The organism is Salipiger mangrovisoli (genome assembly GCF_015223355.1).
GTDB classification, from domain to species: Bacteria; Pseudomonadota; Alphaproteobacteria; order Rhodobacterales; family Rhodobacteraceae; genus Salipiger; species Salipiger mangrovisoli.
In genome coordinates this window covers 34,067-54,402 of record NZ_JADFFK010000029.1, presented here as the reverse complement: position 1 = coordinate 54,402, position 20,336 = coordinate 34,067, and the positions used below count along the sequence as shown (strand labels likewise).

The 20,336-nt window shown below is 65.3% G+C and carries 16 protein-coding genes; 11 read left to right on the top strand and 5 right to left on the bottom strand.

Annotation, left to right across the window (positions count from 1 at the left end; genetic code table 11):
* The first annotated feature begins 375 nt into the window (after nucleotides 1-375).
* A complete protein-coding gene (locus tag IQ782_RS25895; RefSeq protein ID WP_194137572.1) occupies nucleotides 376-624 on the top strand; it encodes a hypothetical protein in 249 nt (82 codons plus the stop codon).
* 372 nt (nucleotides 625-996) lie between these two features.
* On the opposite strand, the gene IQ782_RS25890 is transcribed toward IQ782_RS25895, so the two are convergent.
* Together IQ782_RS25890 and IQ782_RS25885 are read right to left on the bottom strand one after the other, a co-directional pair.
* A complete protein-coding gene (locus IQ782_RS25890) occupies nucleotides 997-3,429 on the bottom strand; it encodes a sensor histidine kinase (RefSeq protein WP_194137571.1) in 2,433 nt (810 codons plus the stop codon).
* A complete protein-coding gene (locus IQ782_RS25885; protein WP_240989581.1) occupies nucleotides 3,410-4,078 on the bottom strand; it encodes a response regulator transcription factor in 669 nt (222 codons plus the stop codon). Before IQ782_RS25885 ends, IQ782_RS25890 begins: the two co-directional genes overlap by 20 nt.
* Before the next feature lie 163 nt (nucleotides 4,079-4,241).
* Between IQ782_RS25885 and IQ782_RS25880 the strand changes: the two genes are divergently transcribed.
* The 6 genes from IQ782_RS25880 to IQ782_RS25855 all read left to right on the top strand — a co-directional run bounded on the left by IQ782_RS25880 (nucleotide 4,242) and on the right by IQ782_RS25855 (nucleotide 11,064).
* Nucleotides 4,242-5,213, top strand: coding sequence for a Bug family tripartite tricarboxylate transporter substrate binding protein (locus tag IQ782_RS25880; protein ID WP_194137569.1), 972 nt, complete (start codon nucleotides 4,242-4,244; stop codon nucleotides 5,211-5,213).
* 86 nt (nucleotides 5,214-5,299) lie between these two features.
* The gene (locus IQ782_RS25875; protein ID WP_194137568.1) at nucleotides 5,300-5,767 is read left to right on the top strand and encodes a tripartite tricarboxylate transporter TctB family protein; all 468 of its coding nucleotides are present in this window, start codon (nucleotides 5,300-5,302) and stop codon (nucleotides 5,765-5,767) included.
* Complete coding sequence (locus IQ782_RS25870) at nucleotides 5,767-7,284, top strand: tripartite tricarboxylate transporter permease (protein WP_194137567.1); 1,518 nt, start codon at nucleotides 5,767-5,769, stop codon at nucleotides 7,282-7,284. The genes IQ782_RS25875 and IQ782_RS25870 overlap by 1 nt, the downstream gene beginning before the upstream one ends.
* A gap of 8 nt (nucleotides 7,285-7,292) precedes the next feature.
* A complete protein-coding gene (locus tag IQ782_RS25865) occupies nucleotides 7,293-8,369 on the top strand; it encodes an AbrB family transcriptional regulator (protein WP_194137566.1) in 1,077 nt (358 codons plus the stop codon).
* 458 nt (nucleotides 8,370-8,827) lie between these two features.
* Nucleotides 8,828-10,033 carry a low temperature requirement protein A gene (locus IQ782_RS25860; protein ID WP_194137565.1) on the top strand — a complete coding sequence of 402 codons (1,206 nt, stop codon included), beginning with the start codon at nucleotides 8,828-8,830 and terminating at the stop codon, nucleotides 10,031-10,033.
* Nucleotides 10,030-11,064 (top strand): ion transporter, encoded by a 1,035-nt coding sequence (locus IQ782_RS25855; protein ID WP_194137564.1) that lies wholly within the window; start codon nucleotides 10,030-10,032, stop codon nucleotides 11,062-11,064. Before IQ782_RS25860 ends, IQ782_RS25855 begins: the two co-directional genes overlap by 4 nt.
* Here the strand turns inward: IQ782_RS25855 and IQ782_RS25850 are convergent.
* On the bottom strand, nucleotides 11,005-11,910 hold the full coding sequence (locus IQ782_RS25850) for a LysR family transcriptional regulator (protein WP_194137563.1): 906 nt from the start codon (nucleotides 11,908-11,910) through the stop codon (nucleotides 11,005-11,007). The genes IQ782_RS25855 and IQ782_RS25850 overlap by 60 nt on opposite strands.
* Nucleotides 11,911-12,028: 118 nt before the next feature.
* Here IQ782_RS25850 and IQ782_RS25845 point away from each other — a divergent pair, with 118 nt between their 5' ends.
* Nucleotides 12,029-12,961, top strand: a complete 933-nt coding sequence (locus tag IQ782_RS25845) for an alpha/beta hydrolase (protein ID WP_194137562.1) — start codon at nucleotides 12,029-12,031, stop codon at nucleotides 12,959-12,961.
* A gap of 80 nt (nucleotides 12,962-13,041) precedes the next feature.
* A complete protein-coding gene (locus IQ782_RS25840; RefSeq protein WP_194137561.1) occupies nucleotides 13,042-14,004 on the top strand; it encodes an alpha/beta hydrolase in 963 nt (320 codons plus the stop codon).
* A gap of 350 nt (nucleotides 14,005-14,354) precedes the next feature.
* Here IQ782_RS25840 and IQ782_RS25835 read toward each other — a convergent pair whose 3' ends face one another.
* The gene (locus IQ782_RS25835; protein WP_194137560.1) at nucleotides 14,355-16,400 is read right to left on the bottom strand and encodes an NADH:flavin oxidoreductase; all 2,046 of its coding nucleotides are present in this window, start codon (nucleotides 16,398-16,400) and stop codon (nucleotides 14,355-14,357) included.
* Between the two features lie 122 nt (nucleotides 16,401-16,522).
* Between IQ782_RS25835 and IQ782_RS25830 the strand changes: the two genes are divergently transcribed.
* Complete coding sequence (locus IQ782_RS25830; RefSeq protein WP_194137559.1) at nucleotides 16,523-17,449, top strand: LysR family transcriptional regulator; 927 nt, start codon at nucleotides 16,523-16,525, stop codon at nucleotides 17,447-17,449.
* Between the two features lie 562 nt (nucleotides 17,450-18,011).
* Nucleotides 18,012-18,998, top strand: a complete 987-nt coding sequence (locus IQ782_RS25825) for a GNAT family N-acetyltransferase (RefSeq protein WP_194137558.1) — start codon at nucleotides 18,012-18,014, stop codon at nucleotides 18,996-18,998.
* A gap of 46 nt (nucleotides 18,999-19,044) precedes the next feature.
* Here IQ782_RS25825 and IQ782_RS25820 read toward each other — a convergent pair whose 3' ends face one another.
* Complete coding sequence (locus IQ782_RS25820; RefSeq protein ID WP_194137557.1) at nucleotides 19,045-20,334, bottom strand: NAD(P)/FAD-dependent oxidoreductase; 1,290 nt, start codon at nucleotides 20,332-20,334, stop codon at nucleotides 19,045-19,047.
* Nucleotides 20,335-20,336 lie beyond the last annotated feature (2 nt).

Genomic DNA, 20,336 nt, shown 5'->3' with positions numbered 1-20,336 from the left:
CCGCCGGGATCAATTTAGCGCGCATATAAATCAATGACTTACGGCATCGTTATGGCCAAATATCGGTAGTCGTGACATCAGAGAAAGCAGATGAATGCGCAAACGGAAGCATAAGTCTGCGCAAGGGGTGTCAAGGGCGAAACGTACCGCCTCGTGCCCCTGGGCTGCTCTCTGAAGGACGTTGATAGAGGCGCTGGGGCAGACGCTCCGGCGCCTTTCGCGTATGAAGGGGATGTGCGGTTCGTGGCATGAAGCGGGGGATCTGGCGGAGGGCCGTTGTGCCCTCCCTGTAAGAGCCTGAGCATGGCGCAGTGGGGCTGGCTTGCGATGGTGAGACCCTGGACACGAGGTCGCTTGGGAGCAGTGGGAACTCCGATGAAGACCATTAAGCCGACGCAAGCTGTCGCTACGATCCTCAGCCGATATCAGCGTCGGAAAAATTGTCAGGTGCCCGTCACAGCAACAGACGTCTACGCCGACGCCATTGCTCGCGTCTGTGGAGACGACGTTGACCTCGACCCGGTTGAAAGGGGCCTCATCCACCTCAAGCGCCAGAAGGTGATTTCCGGCCGAAGACTGGTCAAGCTTCTTGCTCGCCATCAGCGCGAGATCAGACCTGATTGACGCTTCCCAAGGGCTTCCTATGGTACTGGGCTCAACGCCAGATACGAATACACGAGGCGTCATCGCTCTTGGGAGCGAATGGTCTGCTTCAAGGGGCCATAGTCATTGCTCATGTCCGGCGCTGCATGATGATCTGCCCTGGCTCGAATGGGCGGAAAGCTGCCACTCGCTGCATCCCGCACGAACGGCGGCTCTGAGCATTTGTGGAAGTTCTGCATCACCACACGAGTCATTCGTCGAGCGCCAAAAGGATATTCTGGCCCAAGCCATCGGCTCGGCAGAGTTACCTTGCGACCAGAGGTCGGCAAAAGTGGAGGAGACAATTTCAGCCAACTGGCCGGCACGTGGATTCGAACGATGCGTGCTTCGGCCTCAAGGGCCGTAGTCTTGACCGCCCATGCTCGACACCCAGCTGCGAAGGAACTCGTCCCGCTTGATCCGGTCCAGGAATGTGAGCAGGCCCGGTCCCAGCCTTATCGGCAGGAAGCTTGCATTGCCGGCTGGGCGAACGTCCTCGAGGCCCAGCGGCTGCTCGCGCGACAGCAAAAGCGGAATCAGCGGTGTCTTCAGGTTGATGATCGACTGACCTTCTGCAGACAGCAGGAAGGCAACGAAACGCTCCGCCATCTCCGGCTCTGGCGCGGTTTTAGGGACCCAAGCGGTACGGGACATCACGAGGTTGTAGTCGTCCAAGAAATGCACGCCGATGTTCTCTTGTCCGGGCGCTGGATCGCGCTTCATCGCATAGGATCCTATGACATTGAGCGCCATGGAGAGTTTGCCTGCCGCGACGGCGTCGAGCATCTCTGACGTGCAACAGAAGCTCTGCGCATTCGCCCGAGCGAGGACTTCCGTCAGGCGCTGAGCCTGCACGCTCTGGATCGTGTCTTGCGTCGCGAAGAGATAACCGATGCCAGATCTGCGCAGGTCGTAGCCGCCGACCTCACCGCGCAACTTGCTTTCGTTCTCCCGGATGAAAGAGGCGAGATCTCGATGGCTGGTCGGCAGGTCTTCCTCGTCGAACTCGCGTTTGTCGTAGATGATCGCCGCCGGCTCCCAGGTGAAGCCGAACAATTGGGATCGCCAGCGCGCCCAGTCCGGCGGCAGGATCGCGTTGGGGAGTCGCAGGGTCCGGGCCAGCCCGCGGTTCACCAGTTCGACCTGCAAGTCCATCGCCGAGGAAATGATGACATCGGCACGCGTTTCGGGATCTGCGTCGCGAACTTCCCGGTAAAGGTCCACAGTCTGGTATTCGCGATAGGTGATCGTCCAGCCGGGGCTTTGCGCCTCGAAGGCATCCACGAGCGGCCGCATGGCACCGGGATCGGTGGCGGCGTGGATGACGAGTTCGCGCGCTGACACGGCGTTCGCCTGCATGGTGAGCAGCAGGCAGGCCAGAGCGACAACCAGCAGGCGCGGGAAGACGATTGTTGCCCGCAGCCCGCCAAGTACCGAACTGCCAAGTTGCAGGCGCGCACCATGGCCTTCGGCGACGGACCGCACGATGGCAAGACCCAGGCCCGATCCGGCTGTTTTGCTGTTGATCGAGGTAAACCGCTCGGTGGCCCGAACGAGGTCTGCGCGCGCAATACCGGGGCCGGCGTCCGAGACGGTGAGCCGGACCACCTGCGCATCCGCGTCGATCTCGATGAGGATCGTGTTTTCCTGACCGCCATGCCGCACGGCGTTGTCGATCAGGTTCCGCAACGCCTCACGGATCGAGATGGCGTCGCCCCTGATCGGCGCCTTTCCTTCCGGCAGGCCTGAATCGTCGAACGAGATGGACACCTGCCGCAAGCGACGTTCGCGCAGCAACTCGGCCAGCGTATCGCGCACCAGCATGCGCAGGTCCATGGGTTCGAGCTGGGCATCTTCGGAGCGGTGGATCACCATGGCATTGGCAAGAAGCTGGTTGGTCAGATGCACGGTCCGCTCGGCCTGCTTTTCCGCTTTGCCGAGGCGATCTCGCATCCTGTCGAACTCGTTCGCGTCCGCTGCCAAAGAGAGTTGCCCCTGCAGCGCGGACAGCGAGGTGCGGGTCTGATGAGCGACATCGGCGATGAAGCTCTCAGTCAGGTTCCGACTGCGCACCAGCTGCGCGATGAAGCTGTTGATTGCCCGAAAGAGGTCGGAAATCTCGAGAGGGGGGTCTCCCTCGATCGGGGAAAGATCCCGCGATGTGCGGGCCATCAGCGTGTCGGCAATCGCCCGGAGTGGTGCCAGTGAAGTTCGGATTGCCAGCCAGACAAAGCCCAGCCCGATCAGCGACACCGCGCCGAGGCCGATCATGCCATAGAGGAACAGCGTATCCCTCTGAGCCTTGCGGGCGTTGAGCGTTTGTCCGATCTGGACGAAGACCCACTCGCGCCCCCGGCTCGAAGTGATCTGGCGTCCCTGGTAGACAAAGCGGAAACCTTCGTCGAGCTTCGCGTCGTAGAACACGGGATCAATCGACGGCTGCAGGCTTTCGGGAACAGGCAGGTCCGGCGTGCCGGTTAACTCGCCGTAGTTGGGCGAGAAGACGCGATAGGCGACCCGGTCGTCGGCAGCGAGCGCGAGGATGTCCATGGCCGATTGCGGCAGGTCTACCGTGGGACCTGCCGAATTGTAGGACACGCGCTCGAGGACCGACAGGGCGGCGCCTGCAAGCAAGAGATCGTATGTCCGGTTTGCCGCGGCTCTCGAATAGTTCCAAAGCAGCACCGAGATCAGCAGCAGCAGAAGGACGAAGGCAGCCGCCATGCTGGCCAGCAGGCGGCGCTTCAGAGAGTGGCTGTGGCGGTCCTCAGTCGTCGTCGCTGACATAGGCCATGTACCCCAGGCCGCGCGCGGTCTTGATCACCAGCGGAGTGCCCTCGAGCTTGCGGCGCAGCCGGGTGACCAGCTGTTCCACGGCATTGAGGCTGGGAGTCTCTTCAAAGGTGTAGAGCTTGTCGGCGACCTCTTCCTTGGTCAGCATGCGCTCGAGGTTGTCGAGCATGATCTCCAGGAGCTGCACCTCGCGGGCCCGCAGTTCGAGTTGGTGGCCGTCGACGTGGGCCTGTTTGGCGGCGCGGTCAAAGCGGAAGCTTCCGGCGCTGAAGACATTGCTCGACGACCCCGCCCGGCGTCGGGCCAGAACCCGGCACCGCGCCGAAAGTTCTCGAAAGTCGAAGGGCTTTACCATGTAGTCATCGGCCCCTGCGTCGAGCCCGACGACGCGGTCATCGATCTCGCTGCGGGCCGTCAGCACGATGACCGGGGTCGCGTCGCCGCGCGAGCGCATCGAACGCAGGACATCGTAGCCGGAACGTCCGGGCAGGTTGATGTCGAGAAGCACAATGTCGAAAGAGGAGAAACGCAGAAGGTCATTGGCCTCGTCGCCGTTGGCCTCGCGGTCCACCGAATGACCTTCGCTTCGCAGGCGATCAAGGATCGTCTCCGCAAGCTCGTCGTTGTCTTCCACCAAGAGCATTCTCATGGCGAAGACATTAGCTGCCTGCGGCGCGCCCCGGAAGCACGCATCGCGCGACGGCGCGGCATGTCAGCGTCGTGTCAGTTTCGCGTCAGCATGGGCTCAGCCTTGCTCGCGCATAAGCGAGGTCTGCCCCTTGGGCCAACTTCTCTGGGAGGATACCATGAAAATCATCCATCTTTCGACCGCGCTTGCCTGCGCGCTCGGTTTTGCCGTTCCCGGTTTCGCACAGAGCGAGATCGATCACCCCGAATGCGTGGCCCCGGCCAACCCCGGCGGCGGCTTCGACCTGACCTGCCGCGTGGCACAGACCGGCCTTGCGCCGCATGTCTCGAGCCCGGTGCAGGTCAACTTCATGCCCGGCGGCATCGGCGCCGTGGCGTTCAACCAGTTCAATACCAACCGTGCCGATGACGGCAGCGCCATCGTCGCCTTCTCGACAGGCTCGCTGCTGAACATCATCACTGGCAAGTACGGCGCCTTCGACGAGAAGTCGGTGCGCTGGGTCGGCACCGCGGGCGCCGATTTCGGCGCGGTCGTGGTGCGCGCCGACAGTGACTACCAATCGCTGAAGGACGTGATGGACGACCTCAGCGCCGACCCGCAGAGCGTGGTCGTCGGTGCCGGCGGGTCGGTCGGCTCGCAGGATTGGATGAAGGGCGCGCTGCTGATGCGCGAAGCCGGCGGCACGCCGATGCAGATGCGCTACGTGGCCTTCGACGGCGGCGGCGATGCGATCGCGGCGCTGCTCGGCGGCTCGATCAAGGTCTACACCGGTGACGTCGGAGAGATGGTGCCCTATCTCGACAGCGGCGACATGCGTGTTCTCGCGGTGCTTTCGCCCGAGCGCCTGGAAGCGCCCTTCGACCAGCTCCCGACCGCCAAGGAACAGGGCTACGATGTCGAGTGGACCATCCTTCGCGGCTTCTACATGGGCGGCAAGACCTCGGACGAAGACTACCAGAAGTGGGTCGATGCCTTCGAAGCGGCCTATGCGACCGAAGAGTTCGCCCAGATCCAGCACGACAAGGGCTTGCTGCCGCTCAACATGTCCGGCGAAGAGCTGAGCGCCTCGATCGAGGGCCGCATGCAGACGCTGCGCGAGATCGCGACCGAAGCCGGCCTCATCCAGTAACCGTTCACGCAAGACGCGCAGGGCCGGATCCCATCGGGGTTCGGCCCTGACGCGGCTCGCCCACGCCAAAAAATAGGAGCCTGAAAATGGCCAACCGCATTTTCGCTGCGGTGCTTCTGGTCGTGACCCTCGGCTATGCGGTCATCGCCTTCACCGCGATCAAGGCGCCGTTCCAATACGACCCGCTCGGCCCGGAAAGCTGGCCGCGCATCCTGTCCATCGTCGCAATCCTTTGCCTGCTCGTTATCCTGTGGAAACCAGATGACGAAGCCTTCGATGTGACGCGCAAGGTCTGGTTCCGTCTGACCGCGGCCGTGGCGATGCTGTTCGGCTATGCCGAACTCTACGAGCCGCTTGGCTTCATCCTGTCGACGATCCTCTTCGGAACCATCCTGTCGGCCATGCTCGGAGCACCGCTCCTGCGTGCGCTTGGTTTCGGTGTAGCGGCGGGCGTGGCGGGCTGGCTGCTCTGCGTCACCCTCATGGACCTCAACCTTCCCGAGGGCGAGCTGATCGCACCGCTCTTCGAGACCCACCAGCAAGGAGAGAGCTGATGGATACGGTTCTGTCCGGTCTCGCGACCGGCTTCGCGGTCGCGCTCGACCCGTTCAACCTCATGCTGGTGATGGTCGGCTGTTTCGTCGGCACGCTGATCGGTGCGTTGCCCGGTCTCGGGCCTATCAACGGCGTCGCGATCCTTCTGCCCATCGCCTATGGGCTCGGTTTCCAGCCGGAGTCGGCGCTGATCCTGCTCGCCGGTATCTACTACGGCGCCGAATACGGCGGCCGCATCTCCTCGATCCTGCTCAATGTGCCGGGCGATGCTGGCGCGGTCATGACCACGCTCGACGGCAATCCCATGGCGCGCGCCGGACAGGCCGGCCGGGCGCTGTCGCTCTCGGCCGTGGCCTCCTTCGCGGGCGGTACTTTCGCGGTGATCCTGATGTCGCTCTTCGCCCCGGCGCTCGCGGGCTTTGCCGTGACCTTCGGCCCGGCGGATTACGTGGCGCTTATGGTCTTCGCCTTCGCCTCTCTCGCCTCGCTGGTCGGCAAGAGCACCGTCAAGACGCTGCTTGGCGCGACCATCGGCCTGATGCTGGCGACCATCGGTATCGATGCCAACACCGGTGTGCCGCGTTACACATTCGGCCTGCCGGACATCCTGGCCGGGATCGACTTCCTGATCGTCGTCGTTGGCCTCTTCGGCATGGCAGAGCTGCTGACCCTCGTCGAGCACCAGGCACGCGGCACGCTGAAATCGCTGCCGGTCGACAAGAGCTTCGTGAGCATGGCCGATCTCGCGGCGACCAAGTGGACCATCGCCCGTGCATCGGTGATCGGTTTCTTCATCGGCATCCTGCCCGGCACCGGCGCCTCGGTGGCCTCGGCGGTGGCCTACGGCACAGAAAAGCGGATCAGCGACAAGGACGGCACCTTCGGAACCGGCGACCCCCGTGGTCTCGCGGCCCCCGAAGCGGCGAACAACGCGGCGGCTGGCGGCTCGATGGTGCCGATGCTGACGCTCGGCATCCCCGGCTCGGGCACCACGGCGATCCTGCTCGGCGCGCTGCTGATGTTCAACATCCAGCCCGGCCCGATGATGTTCGCGCAGCGCCCGGAGGTGGCGTGGGGGCTCGTCGCCTCGATGTACATCGGCAACGTCGCGCTGCTGGTGATCAACCTGCCGCTGGTCGGGCTCTTCGCCCGGATGCTGACGATCCCGCAGCATTACCTGACGCCGCTGATCGCGATCCTTGCCTTCATCGGCATCTACACGATCGTCGGCAACCCGCATGACCTGTTCATGATCACCGGGCTCGGCGTCTTCGGCTGGTTCCTGCGCAAGCTCGATTTCTCGCTGGCGCCGATCGTCCTCGGCTTCGTGCTGGGCGGGCTCTTCGAGGACAACCTGCGCCGCGCATTGTCGATCTCGGGTGGGGACTGGAGCATCCTCGTATCGAACTGGAAGAGCCTGCTGCTCTACGCGCTTGCACTCCTTGTCGTGATCTTGCCGATCTGGCTCGGACGGCGCGCGCGTGCCAATGCGGTGCGTGAAGCCGAAACACACTAAGGGTCGCCATGCGGGTGTCACAGGAATTGAAAACGGCGGGGCTCACGGGCCTCGCTGCCCTCGGAGGGGCGGCCCTTGCCGCCCTTCTCGGCATTCCGGCGGGGGCGCTGGTGGGCGCCATGCTGGCGGTGGCCCTGATGGCGGCTCTTGGCCAGTCGGTCGCCGTGCCCCTGGTCGCGCGCGATCTGGCGTTTCTCGTTATCGGCATTTCGCTTGGTGCTGGCATCGACGCCTCGGTGGTGCCGCACCTTCCGGGCTGGTCGGTGAGCCTGATCGGCCTCGCGGTGGCGCTGGTTGCCACGCTGGCGGCGAGCAGCCTGCTGCTCTCGCGGGCCTTCGGATTGGATTGGCAGACTGCTGTTCTGGCCAGCTCTCCCGGCACCATGTCGAACGCGGTCGCGATCGCAGTCGAGGGCAAGGGGGATGCCTCGGCAGTGATGATGTTGCAGCTGATGCGGCTGATCATCCTTGTCACGCTGGTCCCGCCGCTCGCCGCCGTGGTCGGCGCTCCCGAAGGCACGGCGACCGGCGCGCCCGTGGTCATGCCGCTACCCGCACTGGCAGTGCTGCTGGGCATCGGATTGCCGCTGGGACGCCTTGCCGGCAAGCGCGGTATTTCCGCAGCATGCCTGCTGACCGGCATCCTTCTGAGCGGCATTGCCCATGGCGCGGGCTTGCTGCACGGCGTGGCACCCGCTTGGATGATCTTCCTCGGCTTCACGATGACCGGCGCGGTGCTCGGCACGCGGATCAGCAAGGTCGATCTTCGCTCCGTGGCACGGCTCGCGGGGGCCGGGATCGTTGTGGTCGGCATGGCGCTCGGTATGGCGGTTGTCTTCGCGCTGATCACGCAGGCGCTGACGGGGTTCCCTCTGGGTCAAATCCTGATCGCCTACGCGCCCGGCGGGGTCGAGGCTATGGCGGCCATCGGACTCGCGCTCGGGTATGACCCCGCCTTCGTGGCCGCCCATCACTTTGCCCGGATCCTGATCTTGCTGGTGCTGGTCCCGGTGTTCCTGTCCCTTGGAGCATCGCCCCCGCCACGCTCGGGCGGCGACGACCGGCGCAGAGGCCTGGGCGGCTGACTCCGGGTCAGCGTCCTGTCGGCCGTGGGGCAAAGGGAAGTCAGCTTCGCCGTGCAAGTGTCGCCAGGCAAAAAGGTTGCTAAATCTGTCCCGGCTCCCACCATTCTCGAATGGAACAAAAGGGCTCGAACAGGGCATGCGGCGGCGCAGTAATGGCGCAGGCATGGTTGCCGCCGGGCGTGCCGTCACTTCCGGCCCTCAGCCGACAACCGGCACCAGCTGAGCATGCTGAAGCGCGGTCATTCGAAGTTGCCGTTCGCTGCGGTTGCATGCCTCGACGGAGGTCAGAGGTCGACACTCGGACTTAGCCGCCATGGCCCATCCGCGGTTGTGCCGATGCCGACGGGATCAGTCTGTTGGCCCGGGCCTGGCATCGTCCCCGATCCAAAAAGAGTTTTGCGACCTGCCGTTCCTTCTCTACCCCTATAGGGCAGACATTGCCTCGCGAGGGAGAAGACATGCCGCTCAAGGACTTTCCGATCTGGACCCGCCCAAGGCACCATCTGGACGTCGAGGGGGGCGCAAGCAACCACGTGCATTGGGTCGAGCTCTTCTACGATCTCGTCCATGTGGTGACGATCTTCCTGCTCGGCAATTACCTGTCGCATCACCTCGACTGGGCCGGGTTCTGGACATACACCTTCCTCTTCATCGCGATCTTCTTCGCCTGGGCCGACAACTCGGTCTACAACTCGCTCTACATCTCGACCGACATCCCGCACCGCGTGGCCATGGCGGTGCAGATCGTCACCATGATGTTCATCGCCGCGGCGATCCCCGAGATCACCCACGGAGGCTGGCCGTTCTTCGCGCTCGGCTACGCGCTCAACCGGGCGCTCACCGCATGGCTCTACTGGCGGGCGCGGCATCTCGGGGCCGAGAGCACCTCGCTGGCCTCCGAGATGGGGCGAAACTTCTTCATCCTCGCCGGGGTCTTCGCGGTCTCGGCCTTCCTGCCGCGGCCGCTGGCCTACTGGGTGTTCGGCGCGGGGATCGTGATGATCCAGCTGCTCTATCTGCTGCCGGGCATCGGCACGCTGCGCTTCGAGCGCTTCCTGCCGCGGCTTGGCCACCTGTCGGAGCGCTTTGGTCTGCTGATGCTGATCCTGCTCGGCGAGGGGTTCTTCAAGCTCTGCGTCACGCTCGCGGACAAGGGCATCGACGAGGCCTATCCCGGGACGTTCTTCAACATTGCCATGGGTGGGCTGTCACTCTTTGCGCTGGCGTGGATCTACTTCGACAGCGCCGGCATGGCCAAGCTGAAGACACGCAAGGTGCCGCTGATGCTGTGCTACTGGTTTGCCCATATCGTGATCCTCTGGGCGGCGGTGACCATCGGCGTGGCCCTGGCGGGTGAGGTCTATGTCGGCTTTCTCGAGTCCTATCCGCCGGGCTACGGCGCGCTTGGCACGATCGGGCTGGCCGTGTTCCTGGCCGCGCTCTGGGTGCTGCAACTGCTGGTCGAGGGTCGCGACGAGACCCGGCGCTACCATAGCGGCGGTCTGCGGCTCTTCGGGGTGGCCATGGCGATCTTCATGTTCTTCATCCACGCCTACGTGCCGGCGATCATCGGCAACATTGGCTGGGGCATTGCGCTCTTTTCGCAGATCGGTGTGCCGCTCTACCGCGCGGTGCGCGACCTGCGCGCCACCCCGGCATCGTGAGCCACGGCAAGGAAGGCCTCCGGCGGCGGGCCTACCTGCTGCTTGAACACCCCGGGACCGGGCCGAGGCTGGCGCGTGTGCTCGACGTCGCGCTCATCCTGCTGATCATCGCCAACGTCATCGCCGTGGCGCTGGAGACCGTGCCGCGCATCTATGCCACGCATCACGCCAGCTTCCGCGCCTTCGACACGATCTCGGTCGCGATCTTCTCGGTCGAGTACATGCTGCGGGTCTGGGCCAGCGCCGAGCGTGAGCCCAGGCTGCCGCCCTGGCGTGCCCGGCTGCGCTACATGCGCAGCCCGATGGCGTTGATCGATCTCGGCGCGGTGCTGCCCTTCTTCATCGGGCTGCTTTTCACCTCGAACCTGCAGATGCTGCGCATCCTGCGGCTCTTCCGCATCTACAAGCTGACGCGCTATTCCCCGGCGCTTTCGGTGCTGATCTCGGTGATCCGCGAGGAAGCGGGTGCGCTGGTGGCCGCCTTCTCGATCCTGACGATCCTGCTCGTCTTCGCGGCGACCGGTGCCTATCTCGTCGAGCACGAGGCGCAGCCGTCGGAGTTCGGCTCGATCCCCGCCGCCATGTGGTGGGCGCTGGTGACGCTGACGACCGTGGGCTACGGCGACGTGACGCCGATCACACCTCTGGGCAAGGTTTTCGGCGGATTCATCACCGTGCTTGGCGTCGGCATGGCCGCGCTGCCCGCCGGTATCATCGCCAGCGGCCTTGCCGATCACCTGCACCGCCGCCGCGACCAGCTGCGCAACGAGTTCCGGCTGGCGCTGGAGGACGGCAAGATCGATCTCGAGGAAGGCCGCCAGATCGAGCGGCTGCGGCGCGAGCTCGGCATCAGCCGCGACATCGCCCATGCCATCCTCTCCGAGGTCCGGCTGCGGCAGGTGCCACGCGGGGAGTGCTGCTGCCCCGCCTGCGGCCATGTCTTCGACAGCCGCAAGCTGGCCAGCGTCAGGTCAGCCGAGCCGTCGAAGCCGGGCCTTCAACGCATCCACGACAAGCCGGAAGGCCGGTGAGCTGTGCCGCCGGTTCGGGTAGTAGAGGTGATACCCCGGCAGCGCAGGCGTCCAGTCTGCCAGCACCTGTATCAGCGCGCCTCGTGCCAGATCGTCCTCGACCTGGTCTCGCGGAAGATAGGCCAGACCTTGCCCGAGCAGCGCGCTTTTCCGGATCAACTCGAGGGTGTTGAAGCTGAGCGCGCCCTCGACCCGGACCCGCTTTGTCTCGCCGTTCTTTGCCAGCCGCCAGGCGTTGATCGTCTCGGATGATGGCAGGCGCAGGTTGATCGCCCGGTGCTCGACGAGGTCCTCGGGGGACTTCGGCATGGGATGCTGCGCGAGGTAGGCGGGAGCGCCGACGATCGCCATCGGGATGTCCGGGCTGATGCGCACCGAGATCATGTCCTTCGCCACCTGCTCGCCGAGCCGGACCCCGGCGTCGAACCTGTCGGCCACGACATCGACGAGCCCGTAGTCGACGATGACCTCGACGTTCACGTCGGGATAGTCCGGGAGCACCTCGGCCAGCGCCGGAATGAGAATGGTCTTCGCCGCATGTTCGACCGAGGTGATGCGGATATTCCCGGTCGGCGTGTCCCGGAACTCGCTCAACTCGGCGAGATCGCTGTCGATCTCGCGCAGCAACGGGCCAAGGCGGCGGACCAGCCTGTCGCCTGCGGGTGTCGGGGCGACGCTGCGCGTCGTGCGCGCCAGCAGCCGCAACCCGAGGCGATCCTCGAGCCGCCGCACGATCTGGCTCAGTGCGGATTGCGAGATGCCCAGCCGGGTGGCGGCCTTGGTGAAGCTGCCCTCTTCGGCCACGGTCACGAAGGCCGTCAGATCGGCAATATCCTCGCGCCGCATTTATCACCTCACTTATAGGTCCATGAAGAACTTACCGTCTAATCACTGAGCGGCTCAAGGGTCATATTGGCTCCATCACCAGCGGATCGGTTCGATCCCACCCCCAAAGGAGACGACCATGACCAAGATCACCTTCGCCAACAGCAACAACTCGAACGTCGAGATGTCGGCCGTCATCAACCTGCCCGAGGGCTTCGAAGAGGGCGCCAAATACCCGGCCATCGTCGTCTCGCACCCCGGCGGCGGCGTGAAGGAACAGACCGCCGGCACCTATGCCGCGGAACTCGCCAAGCAGGGCTTCGTGACCATCGCCTATGACGCCTCCTACCAGGGCGAGTCCGGCGGAAGCCTGCGCCAGCTCGAGAACCCCTACATCCGCACCGAGGATGTCAGCGCGGTCATCGATCACCTGACCACGCTGGAGTACGTCGACACCGATCGGATCGGTGCCATGGGGATCTGCGCGGGTGCCGGCTATACCGCCAACGCGGCGATCAACGATCACCGGATCAAGGCCGTCGGCACGGTCAGCGCGGTCAACATCGGCGCGATGTTCCGCAATGGCTGGGACAATGACGTGGCCGACGCCGACGCGCTGCCCTTCCTCGAGGCTGGCGCCGCCGCCCGCACTGCGGATGCACGGGCACTCGCCACCGGCGGTGACCTGGCGCAGATCCCGATGGCCCCGCTGAAGGAAGAAGACGCCCCCAACGAGGAGCTTCGTCAGGCCTGGGAGTATTACCACACCCAGCGCGCGCAATGCGCCACCGCCCCGGGCTACGGGCTGGCCCGCAGTCTGACCCAGCTGATCAGCTACGACGCCTACAACTTCGCCGAGGCCTTCCTGACCCAACCCCTGCAGATCGTGGCCGGCAGCGTGGCGGGCAGCAAGTGGATGAGTGACGACCTCTACGCCCGGGCCGCAAGCGGCGACAAGAAGTTCCACGTCGTCGAGGGCGCCAACCACATGGACCTCTACGACGGGGCGACATTCGTCGACGAGGCGGTCAGCGTGCTGGCGCCCTTCTTCCAGGAAAAGCTCGGCGCCTGAGCCGCCGCAGACGACGCGTGCCCCGCCCGGATCGCGGGCGGGGCAGCCTCTGCCAATTTGACACCCAAGGAGTTCAAACCATGGAAAGCGTGACATTTCAGAACCCCGACATGGCCTGGCACATCGCGGCGGACATTCATCTGCCGCCTGCCTTCGACGCGGCCAAGCGCTACCCGACGATCGTCAGCATCCACCCCTTCGGAAGCTGCAAGGAGCAGACCTCGGGCAGCGTCTACGGCAAGGCAATCGCCGCGCAGGGCTACGTCGTCATTGCCTTCGACGCGAGCTATCAGGGCGCGTCCGGTGGCAGCCCCCGCTGGACCGAGAGCCCGAGCCAGCGGGTCGAGGACGTCAGCCACGTGATCGACCACGCGGTGACGCTGCCTTTTGTCGATGCGGACCGGATCGGGGTCATCGGCGTCTGCGGCGGTGGCGGCTACGCGCTGAATGCCGCGTTGACCGAGAAACGGATCAAGGCCGTGGTCGGGATCACCCCGGTGAACCTCGGTCGCCTCTTCCGAGAGGGGTTCAGCGGGTTCGATCCGCTCGGCGCGCTGACCGCCATGGCCGCGCAGCGCAGCGCCGAGGCGCGCGGCGCAGAGCTGCAGGTCAACGAACTGCTGCCTGCCAGCCTTGAGGCTGCACGCGAGACCGGGATGACCGAGCGCGATGTCTTCGAGGCGACGGACTACTACAAGACGCCGCGCGGCCAGGCGACCGGGGGCGCGACACGCATGGTCTTCAGCCATGCCCAGAAGACCCTGTCATGGGATGCGTTTGCCTTCGCCGAGACGCTGATGACCCAGCCGATGATGGTGGTCATCGGCCAGAAGGTCGGCGCCTTTGGGGCCTATCGGGACGGCATGGAAATCTACGGCCGCGCGATGGCATCGGAGGACCGGCAACTGGTCGAACTGCAGGATTGGTCCCACTACGACCTCTACGACCGCGAAGAGCCGGTCGGCCTGGCGCTGGAGAAGATCATTCCGTTCTTCAGGAAGCATCTCGGCGAAGAAGACATCGCCGCTGCCAAAGCTGCCTGACGACAAGACCGCTCGGTCCTGCGCTGCGGGATCGAGCCGCTGAATGCGGAAAGTCTCGGTTACGGTCTTTTTGGTCGCCTCTGACCTGACTGCGCGGGGGCGGTATGTGTCGGCTTTGGGCTCCGAGCGGGCTTGCGGCAGGGCAGCGCGTTGCACGGCTGGCAGGTGGTCCGACAGGCTGATGCCGCGACGCAGCCTCCTCAGATCGGCCGCTCGCCGCGGCTGCGAAGCAATGCGTCCGACCATATGCGGTGGCGACCAACCCGCCCCATTCGCTAGGGTCAGCTCACGCCGGGCGATGAGGCACAGCAGCCAGCGCGATGACCATTGCTGTGCGCCGCCTTGAGCGATCAGATCAGGCGCGCGAGCCGGTAGGCGTCGAGAATGGCCGAATGCAGATCGCGCGAGGCCACCGCGTCGCCGATGCGGTGCAGGGCAAACCCCTGCCGTGCTGCGAGCGGGGCGGAGCCATCGGCGCGCTGCGCCAAGGCGTCGATATCGGTGGTGCCATGATTGGCCGAGGCATCGCGAAGCTCTTCATAGACATCGTCAAGCGGCGTCGTGCCATGTTCGACCACCACCGAGTCTGTACCGTGGACGAATTCCGCTCCGGAGTATGTGTTGCGAAAGACCGCCTCGACCCTGCCGCCCGTCCTGCGCACAGCAACGAGCCGTGCATCGGTCACCTGGGTGATGCCGAGCTCTGCAAAGCGTTTCCGGAAGCCGCTGCGGTCCTGGTAGGGCATCTCGATTGCCACCGCATCGTCGGGCGTCGCGAAGATGACCTGCTTTCCCTCGCGGCTCAATGCGAGGGCGCAGGACGCGGCAGCCTGGCGTCCGCTCCCGTCGTAGACGATCGCCGTGCCACCGGAGGGCATCTGGCCGCTGAGGACATCCCAGACCGAGAGGCAATGCTCCGCCCCCTCCAGCCAGTCGAGGTCGGGGATGCCCCCGGTCGCGACGATGACGGTGTCGGGGCTCTCGGCGAGGATGTCGGAGGCATCCGCGTAGGTGTTCAGGCGGATATCGACACCGAGACGCTGCAGCGCGCTTTCTCGCCAGTCGAGGATGCCCACGAGATCGGCGCGCTCCTTGACCCTCGTCGCGATCCTTAGCTGCCCGCCAAGCTGGGCGGCCGCCTCGAACAGCATGACGCTGTGCCCGCGCAGGGCGGAGACGCGGGCGGCTTCCATCCCGGCGGGGCCGCCGCCGATCACAACGACGCGTCCGGGGCTCGCGGCCTTGGGTATGTCGTGACCGAGAGTCAGTTCGCGCGTCGTGGCCGGGTTGTGAATGCAATGTGCCTTGCGGAACAGGCAGTAGGAGGCGCCGACACAGGGTCGGATCTCTTCCTCGAGCCCCGCCTCGAGCTTTCGGACGATGTGTGGATCGGCGAGATGGGCGCGGGTCATGCCGACCAGATCCACGAGGTTCTGGCGTATGGCATGGCGCGCCGTGGCAACATCCCGGATCCCGCCGGCGTGCAGCAGCGGAAGCCGGACCTCCTTGCGGAATGCCGCGACCGAGGCGAGGTAGGGCGCGCTTTTCTGGAACATCCCCGGCATGTTGTCCTCGGAAAGGGTTAGGTCGCTGTCCATCAGGCCATAGATGCAGTTGAAGAAATCCACGGTGCCTTCGCGCTCGAAGATCTGCGCGATGGTGATCGCATCCTCGAGCGTGAGACCGCCCTCGACACCCTCGTCGACGACCAGCCTGATGCCGACGGGAAGCGCGTCGCCCACCGCCCTGCGGATGGTCTCATGGGTCATCAGGGCAAAGCGGATGCGGTTCTCGAGACTGCCTCCGAAGCCGTCCGTGCGGTGGTTCGTCAGCGGTGAGAGAAACTGGCCGATCAGATGTCCGCCCGTCAGGGTTTCGAGCCCGTCGAGGCCGGCCACGGCAGCGCGCCGCGCTGCCTGTCCATATTCGGCAACAACCCTGTCGATATCGTCCCGGCTCATCTCGCGCGGGAAGGAGCGGTTGCGCGGTTCCCGCACGCGCGACGGCGCGAGTACCGGAAGCCAGTCGCCGGTGGCGAATTGCGCCCGGCGGCCAAGGTGCGAGATCTGGGTCATGACTGCTGCCCCGGCTTCGTGCACCTCCTCGGTGAGCTTCTGCAGGTCCGGGATCACCGCATCCGTTGAGAGGTTCAGCTGACCACCGCCCCAACTTGAGTCGCGCGAGACCATCGCGCTGCCGCCGATCATGGTCATCGCAATGCCGCCACGCGCTTTCTCGACGTGGTAGGCGCGATACCTTTCGGCGGGCATGCCCTTGTCGTCGAGCGCGGAGGCATGCGAGGTGCTGATCACGCGATTGCGCAGTGTCAGCCCTTTCAGCAGGAAAGGTTCGAGCAGCGGGTCCTTCGTGGTCATCGCGACAGCAGTGTCCGGCATTCGTCTGTTCCTCTCGAGCGGGGGAGGTCGCCAAACAGGCGGTATTCGTTCTCCTCGATGATGCGGGGGCGAAAGCTCATCGTGAAGGTTGAAAAAAAGCCGTCACGCTATACGATGAGCGTATGGAAGAATTCAGCCAGAGGTTCTCCTCCCTCAAGCCATTCCTGGTCTTCGAATGCGCGGCTCGAAGCGGCAGTTTCTCGGCCGCCGCCAAGGCGTTCAACATCTCGCAGCCCTCCGTCAGCCGCAACGTTGCGCAGCTCGAGCGGGAGATTGGCGTGGCGCTGTTCGAGCGGCGCTCGACAGGTGCGGAACTCACGGACGCGGGCCGCGAGCTCTTTCACGCGATCACCCAGGGCATGAGCACCATCCTGCGCACGATCAAGCAAATCGAACGCCGACGGCACGAGGAAGCCGGGGTCGTCAGCCTTTCGGTGTCAGGCTCCTTCGTGGCGCATTGGATGGCACCCCGCCTCGCCGCCTTCACCCAGGCCTTTCCCGATGTGCGCCTGCGCTTTCACCTGATTTCCGGCATGGTGCGGGGCTTGCCGGACGATGTCGATCTCGCGGTGCGCACCATGGACGCCTCGGACCAGGACGTCCGGAGCTGGGATTTCGTGCCGGAAATCGTTCTTCCGGTCTGCAGTCCCGGATATGCAGCGGCGCGCAAAAGCACGGGAAATGAAACGTTCCTGCACTTTTCCGACCATGCGCACGACATCTGGAATGACATGTCCGACCTTTGCCTGCCGGGGCAGCTGGAGGGCGACGTCTGCCACGAATTCGACGATTACTCGGTGCTCTTGCAGGCCGCGCTGGACGGGAGCGGGGTGGCGCTCGGCTGGCTCAGCGTGACGTCGAAACTGCTGCTTGACCGAAGGCTGGTCCCTGTCGGAGGCCGAGCGCATCGCACCGGGCGTGTCCATCGCCTTATAGACTGCGGCGCGGGCCCTTCGCGGGACATCGTGGCCGATATCGCGCAGTGGCTCGTGGAGCGGATGAAGGAGGATCTTGCGGCATTGGAGCCGATCCTGCCCGCAACAACTTGATCGTGAGCGCGGGGCGGCGAGCTCCGCTTGCGGGTGGTGCTGTGGCGCGCATATCGACCCCCGGTCATGCGGCTTGGATGTCCTACGGATTTGGCTTGTGCCGGGCGCGGTCGCGTATGCCGCTTGCGATGCGGTGAGCGTATTGCCCTTGGCACGGGGAAGCTGCGCGGTCCGGTCTGCGAGGGTCTACGTTCAAGTGTGCGGATGTGTGGTATAAGACGGTTTCCCGATCATCGCCGCTGCGGGTCCGGGACCGGCTCGCGCATTGGCGTAAGGTCTCGCGCCGCGCGACGGCCCCCGGCGAGGGCCAGATGCCGATGACCTTGCGTGACATGCCTCGGCGACGCCGGAAATCCGGGGGCAGGGGTGCCGGGGCGTGTATTCCACTGGGATCGAGGTCGCTCGCGAAAGGGTTGCCGCCGAGCACCGAGAACGGCAGAAACTTCGGGCAGCGGGCGCGATACGGCAGATCTTTTCACGCGATCCGTTAGATAAACAGAACGAGCGATCCGTCTGGGAGACACCCTGTCGGGCTGCCGGCCAGCAACGGAAAGAAGTGAGCATGAGCGTCCAAGACCAGTCCGACCTGGCGCTGCCACCGGGCAGCGCCGAACTGATGCCGCCGGAGGCTCTTGCCCGCCACCGCGCCTTCATGCGCCGAGAGGCGCCGAAGGTGGAAAGCGACTGGATGCAGGTGGACACCTACAAGGCCCGGATCGAGCCGGTGGATGCCTCGATGATCGACCGGCTGCACGAGCTGACGGTCAGCGTCTTCTGGCCGCATCGCGCCAGTGACATCGAACTGGTGCTCGGGCTGGGCACCGGCTACCTCGCGCTCGACGAGATCGGCCGACCGCTCAGTTCGGTGATGGGCTTCCCGAGCGGCGAGGATTTCACCATGCTCGGCATGATGGTCACCACGCCGCGCCTGCAGTCGCAGGGCACCGGCGGGCGGCTGCTGCGCCGGGTGATGACCGAACAGGCCGGGCGCGACCTGCGGCTTTCGGCGACGCGGCAGGGGTACCGTCTCTACGAGGGAGCCGGCTTCACGCCGGTGCGCCTCGTCTACCAGCATCAGGGGGTGGCGCGAGCGATCCGGCCCCCCGAGCCGGTGCAAGGCGTCTCCATCCGGCCGATGCAAGAAAGCGACCTGCCGGCAATCCGGGCGCTCGACACCCACGCCTATGGTGCGGAGCGCACCGCGATCCTCGACGCGCTTCTGGGGGTTTCGGACGTGCTGGTCGCCGAGCGCGGCGGGGCGATCGAGGGCTACGCGATGATGCGGAACTTCGGCAAGGGCCGGGTGATCGGCCCGCTCGTGGCCGAGCAGGACGGGGTCGCCATGCAGTTGGCCGCCGAATTCATCATGGCGCATGAGGGCGAGTTCCTGCGCCTCGACACGATCATCGAGAGCGAGCGCTTCGAGGCCTTCGTTTCTGCCGCGGGGCTCGGCGTCTACGACACGGTCACCGACATGCGCTACGGGCGCCTGCGCCGCGCGCAGAGCGGGCCGATGACCTACGGTCTGGCGATGCAGTCTCTGGGCTGAGCATCCAGACCACCGAAAGAGGGGCCCTGGAGCCCTCTTCGCGTTTTCAGGAAATCCGATCCTTCAGGCCGAAATACATGCCGACCAGCGGCAAGAACCACGGCTTGCCGGAATGCAGCGGCACCTTTGGCCAGTCGAGTCCCTGCAACGGGTTGGTGTCGGTCCGGCCCATCGCCATGTCGGCAAGGACCTGCCCCATCAGCGTCGAAAGCTGCGCGCCGTGGCCGGAGTAGCCCATGCCGTAGATCATGCCGTCGGCCTCGCCCGCGCGCGGGAAGCGGTCCTTGGTCATGCCGACCATGCCGCCCCAGCAATAGTCCAGCTCGACCTTGGCCATCTGCGGGAACATCTGCGCCAGTGCGGCGCGCAATACCTTGCCCGACTTTGCGTCCGAGTTCTGGTCCGAGGTCGCCGAGAAGCGCGCGCGCCCGCCGAAGATCATCCGCTTGTCCGGCGACAGGCGGAAGTAGTTGCCGATGTTCATCGATGTGACATAGGTGCGGTTGCCCGGCAGCGTCGCGGCGATCTCGGCATCGCTGAGCGGGCGGGTCGCCACGATGAAGGAACCGACGGAGATGATCCGCTTCTTGAAGAACCCCAGCGGGGCCGTCTCGACGCTGTTCGAATAGGCGTTGGTCGCGGCGATCACCCGCTCGGCGCGGATCGTGCCCTTGGGTGTCTCGATCAGCCAGCCGCTGTCCTCGCGTCTGCGCCCGGTGACCGGGGCGTCTTCCCAGATCTTCGCGCCGTGGCGGTGGGCGGCCTCGGCCAGACCCGTCACGTAGCGGCCCATGTGCATCATTGCCGACTTGCCGTAGAGCATCCCGCCGTGGAACTGGTCCGAGCCGATCTCGCCCTCCAACTCGTGCTGTTCAAGGAACCGCGTGTCGGCATCCACCTCGCGGTGGATCGTCTCGAAATTGGCACGCAGCCCCGCGACGTGGCTGGCCTTCGAGGCGAGCTTGAGCTTGCCCGAGCGGCGGAAGTCGCAGGCGATGCCTTCCTCGGCGATGACGTCCTCGATCATGTCGATCGACCGGTCGTAGGCCTGCCAGAGCGCCTTGGCCCGCTCCGCGCCGAGATGCGCCTTGGCCTCGCCGTAGCCATGGGCCATGCCGTTGTTGAGATGGCCGCCGTTGCGGCCCGAGCCGCCGAAGCCGACGTGACGGGCCTCGAGCACCGCGACGCTCACGCCCTCGCGGGCCAGCTTGCGGGCGGCGTTGAGGCCGGTGAACCCGGCCCCGATGACGACCACGTCGACCTTGCCCTCGACCGGTCCCGGCTGGGCCGAGGCAAAGGGGGTCGAGGTGGCGTGCCAGTAGGACTGATATTGCATCG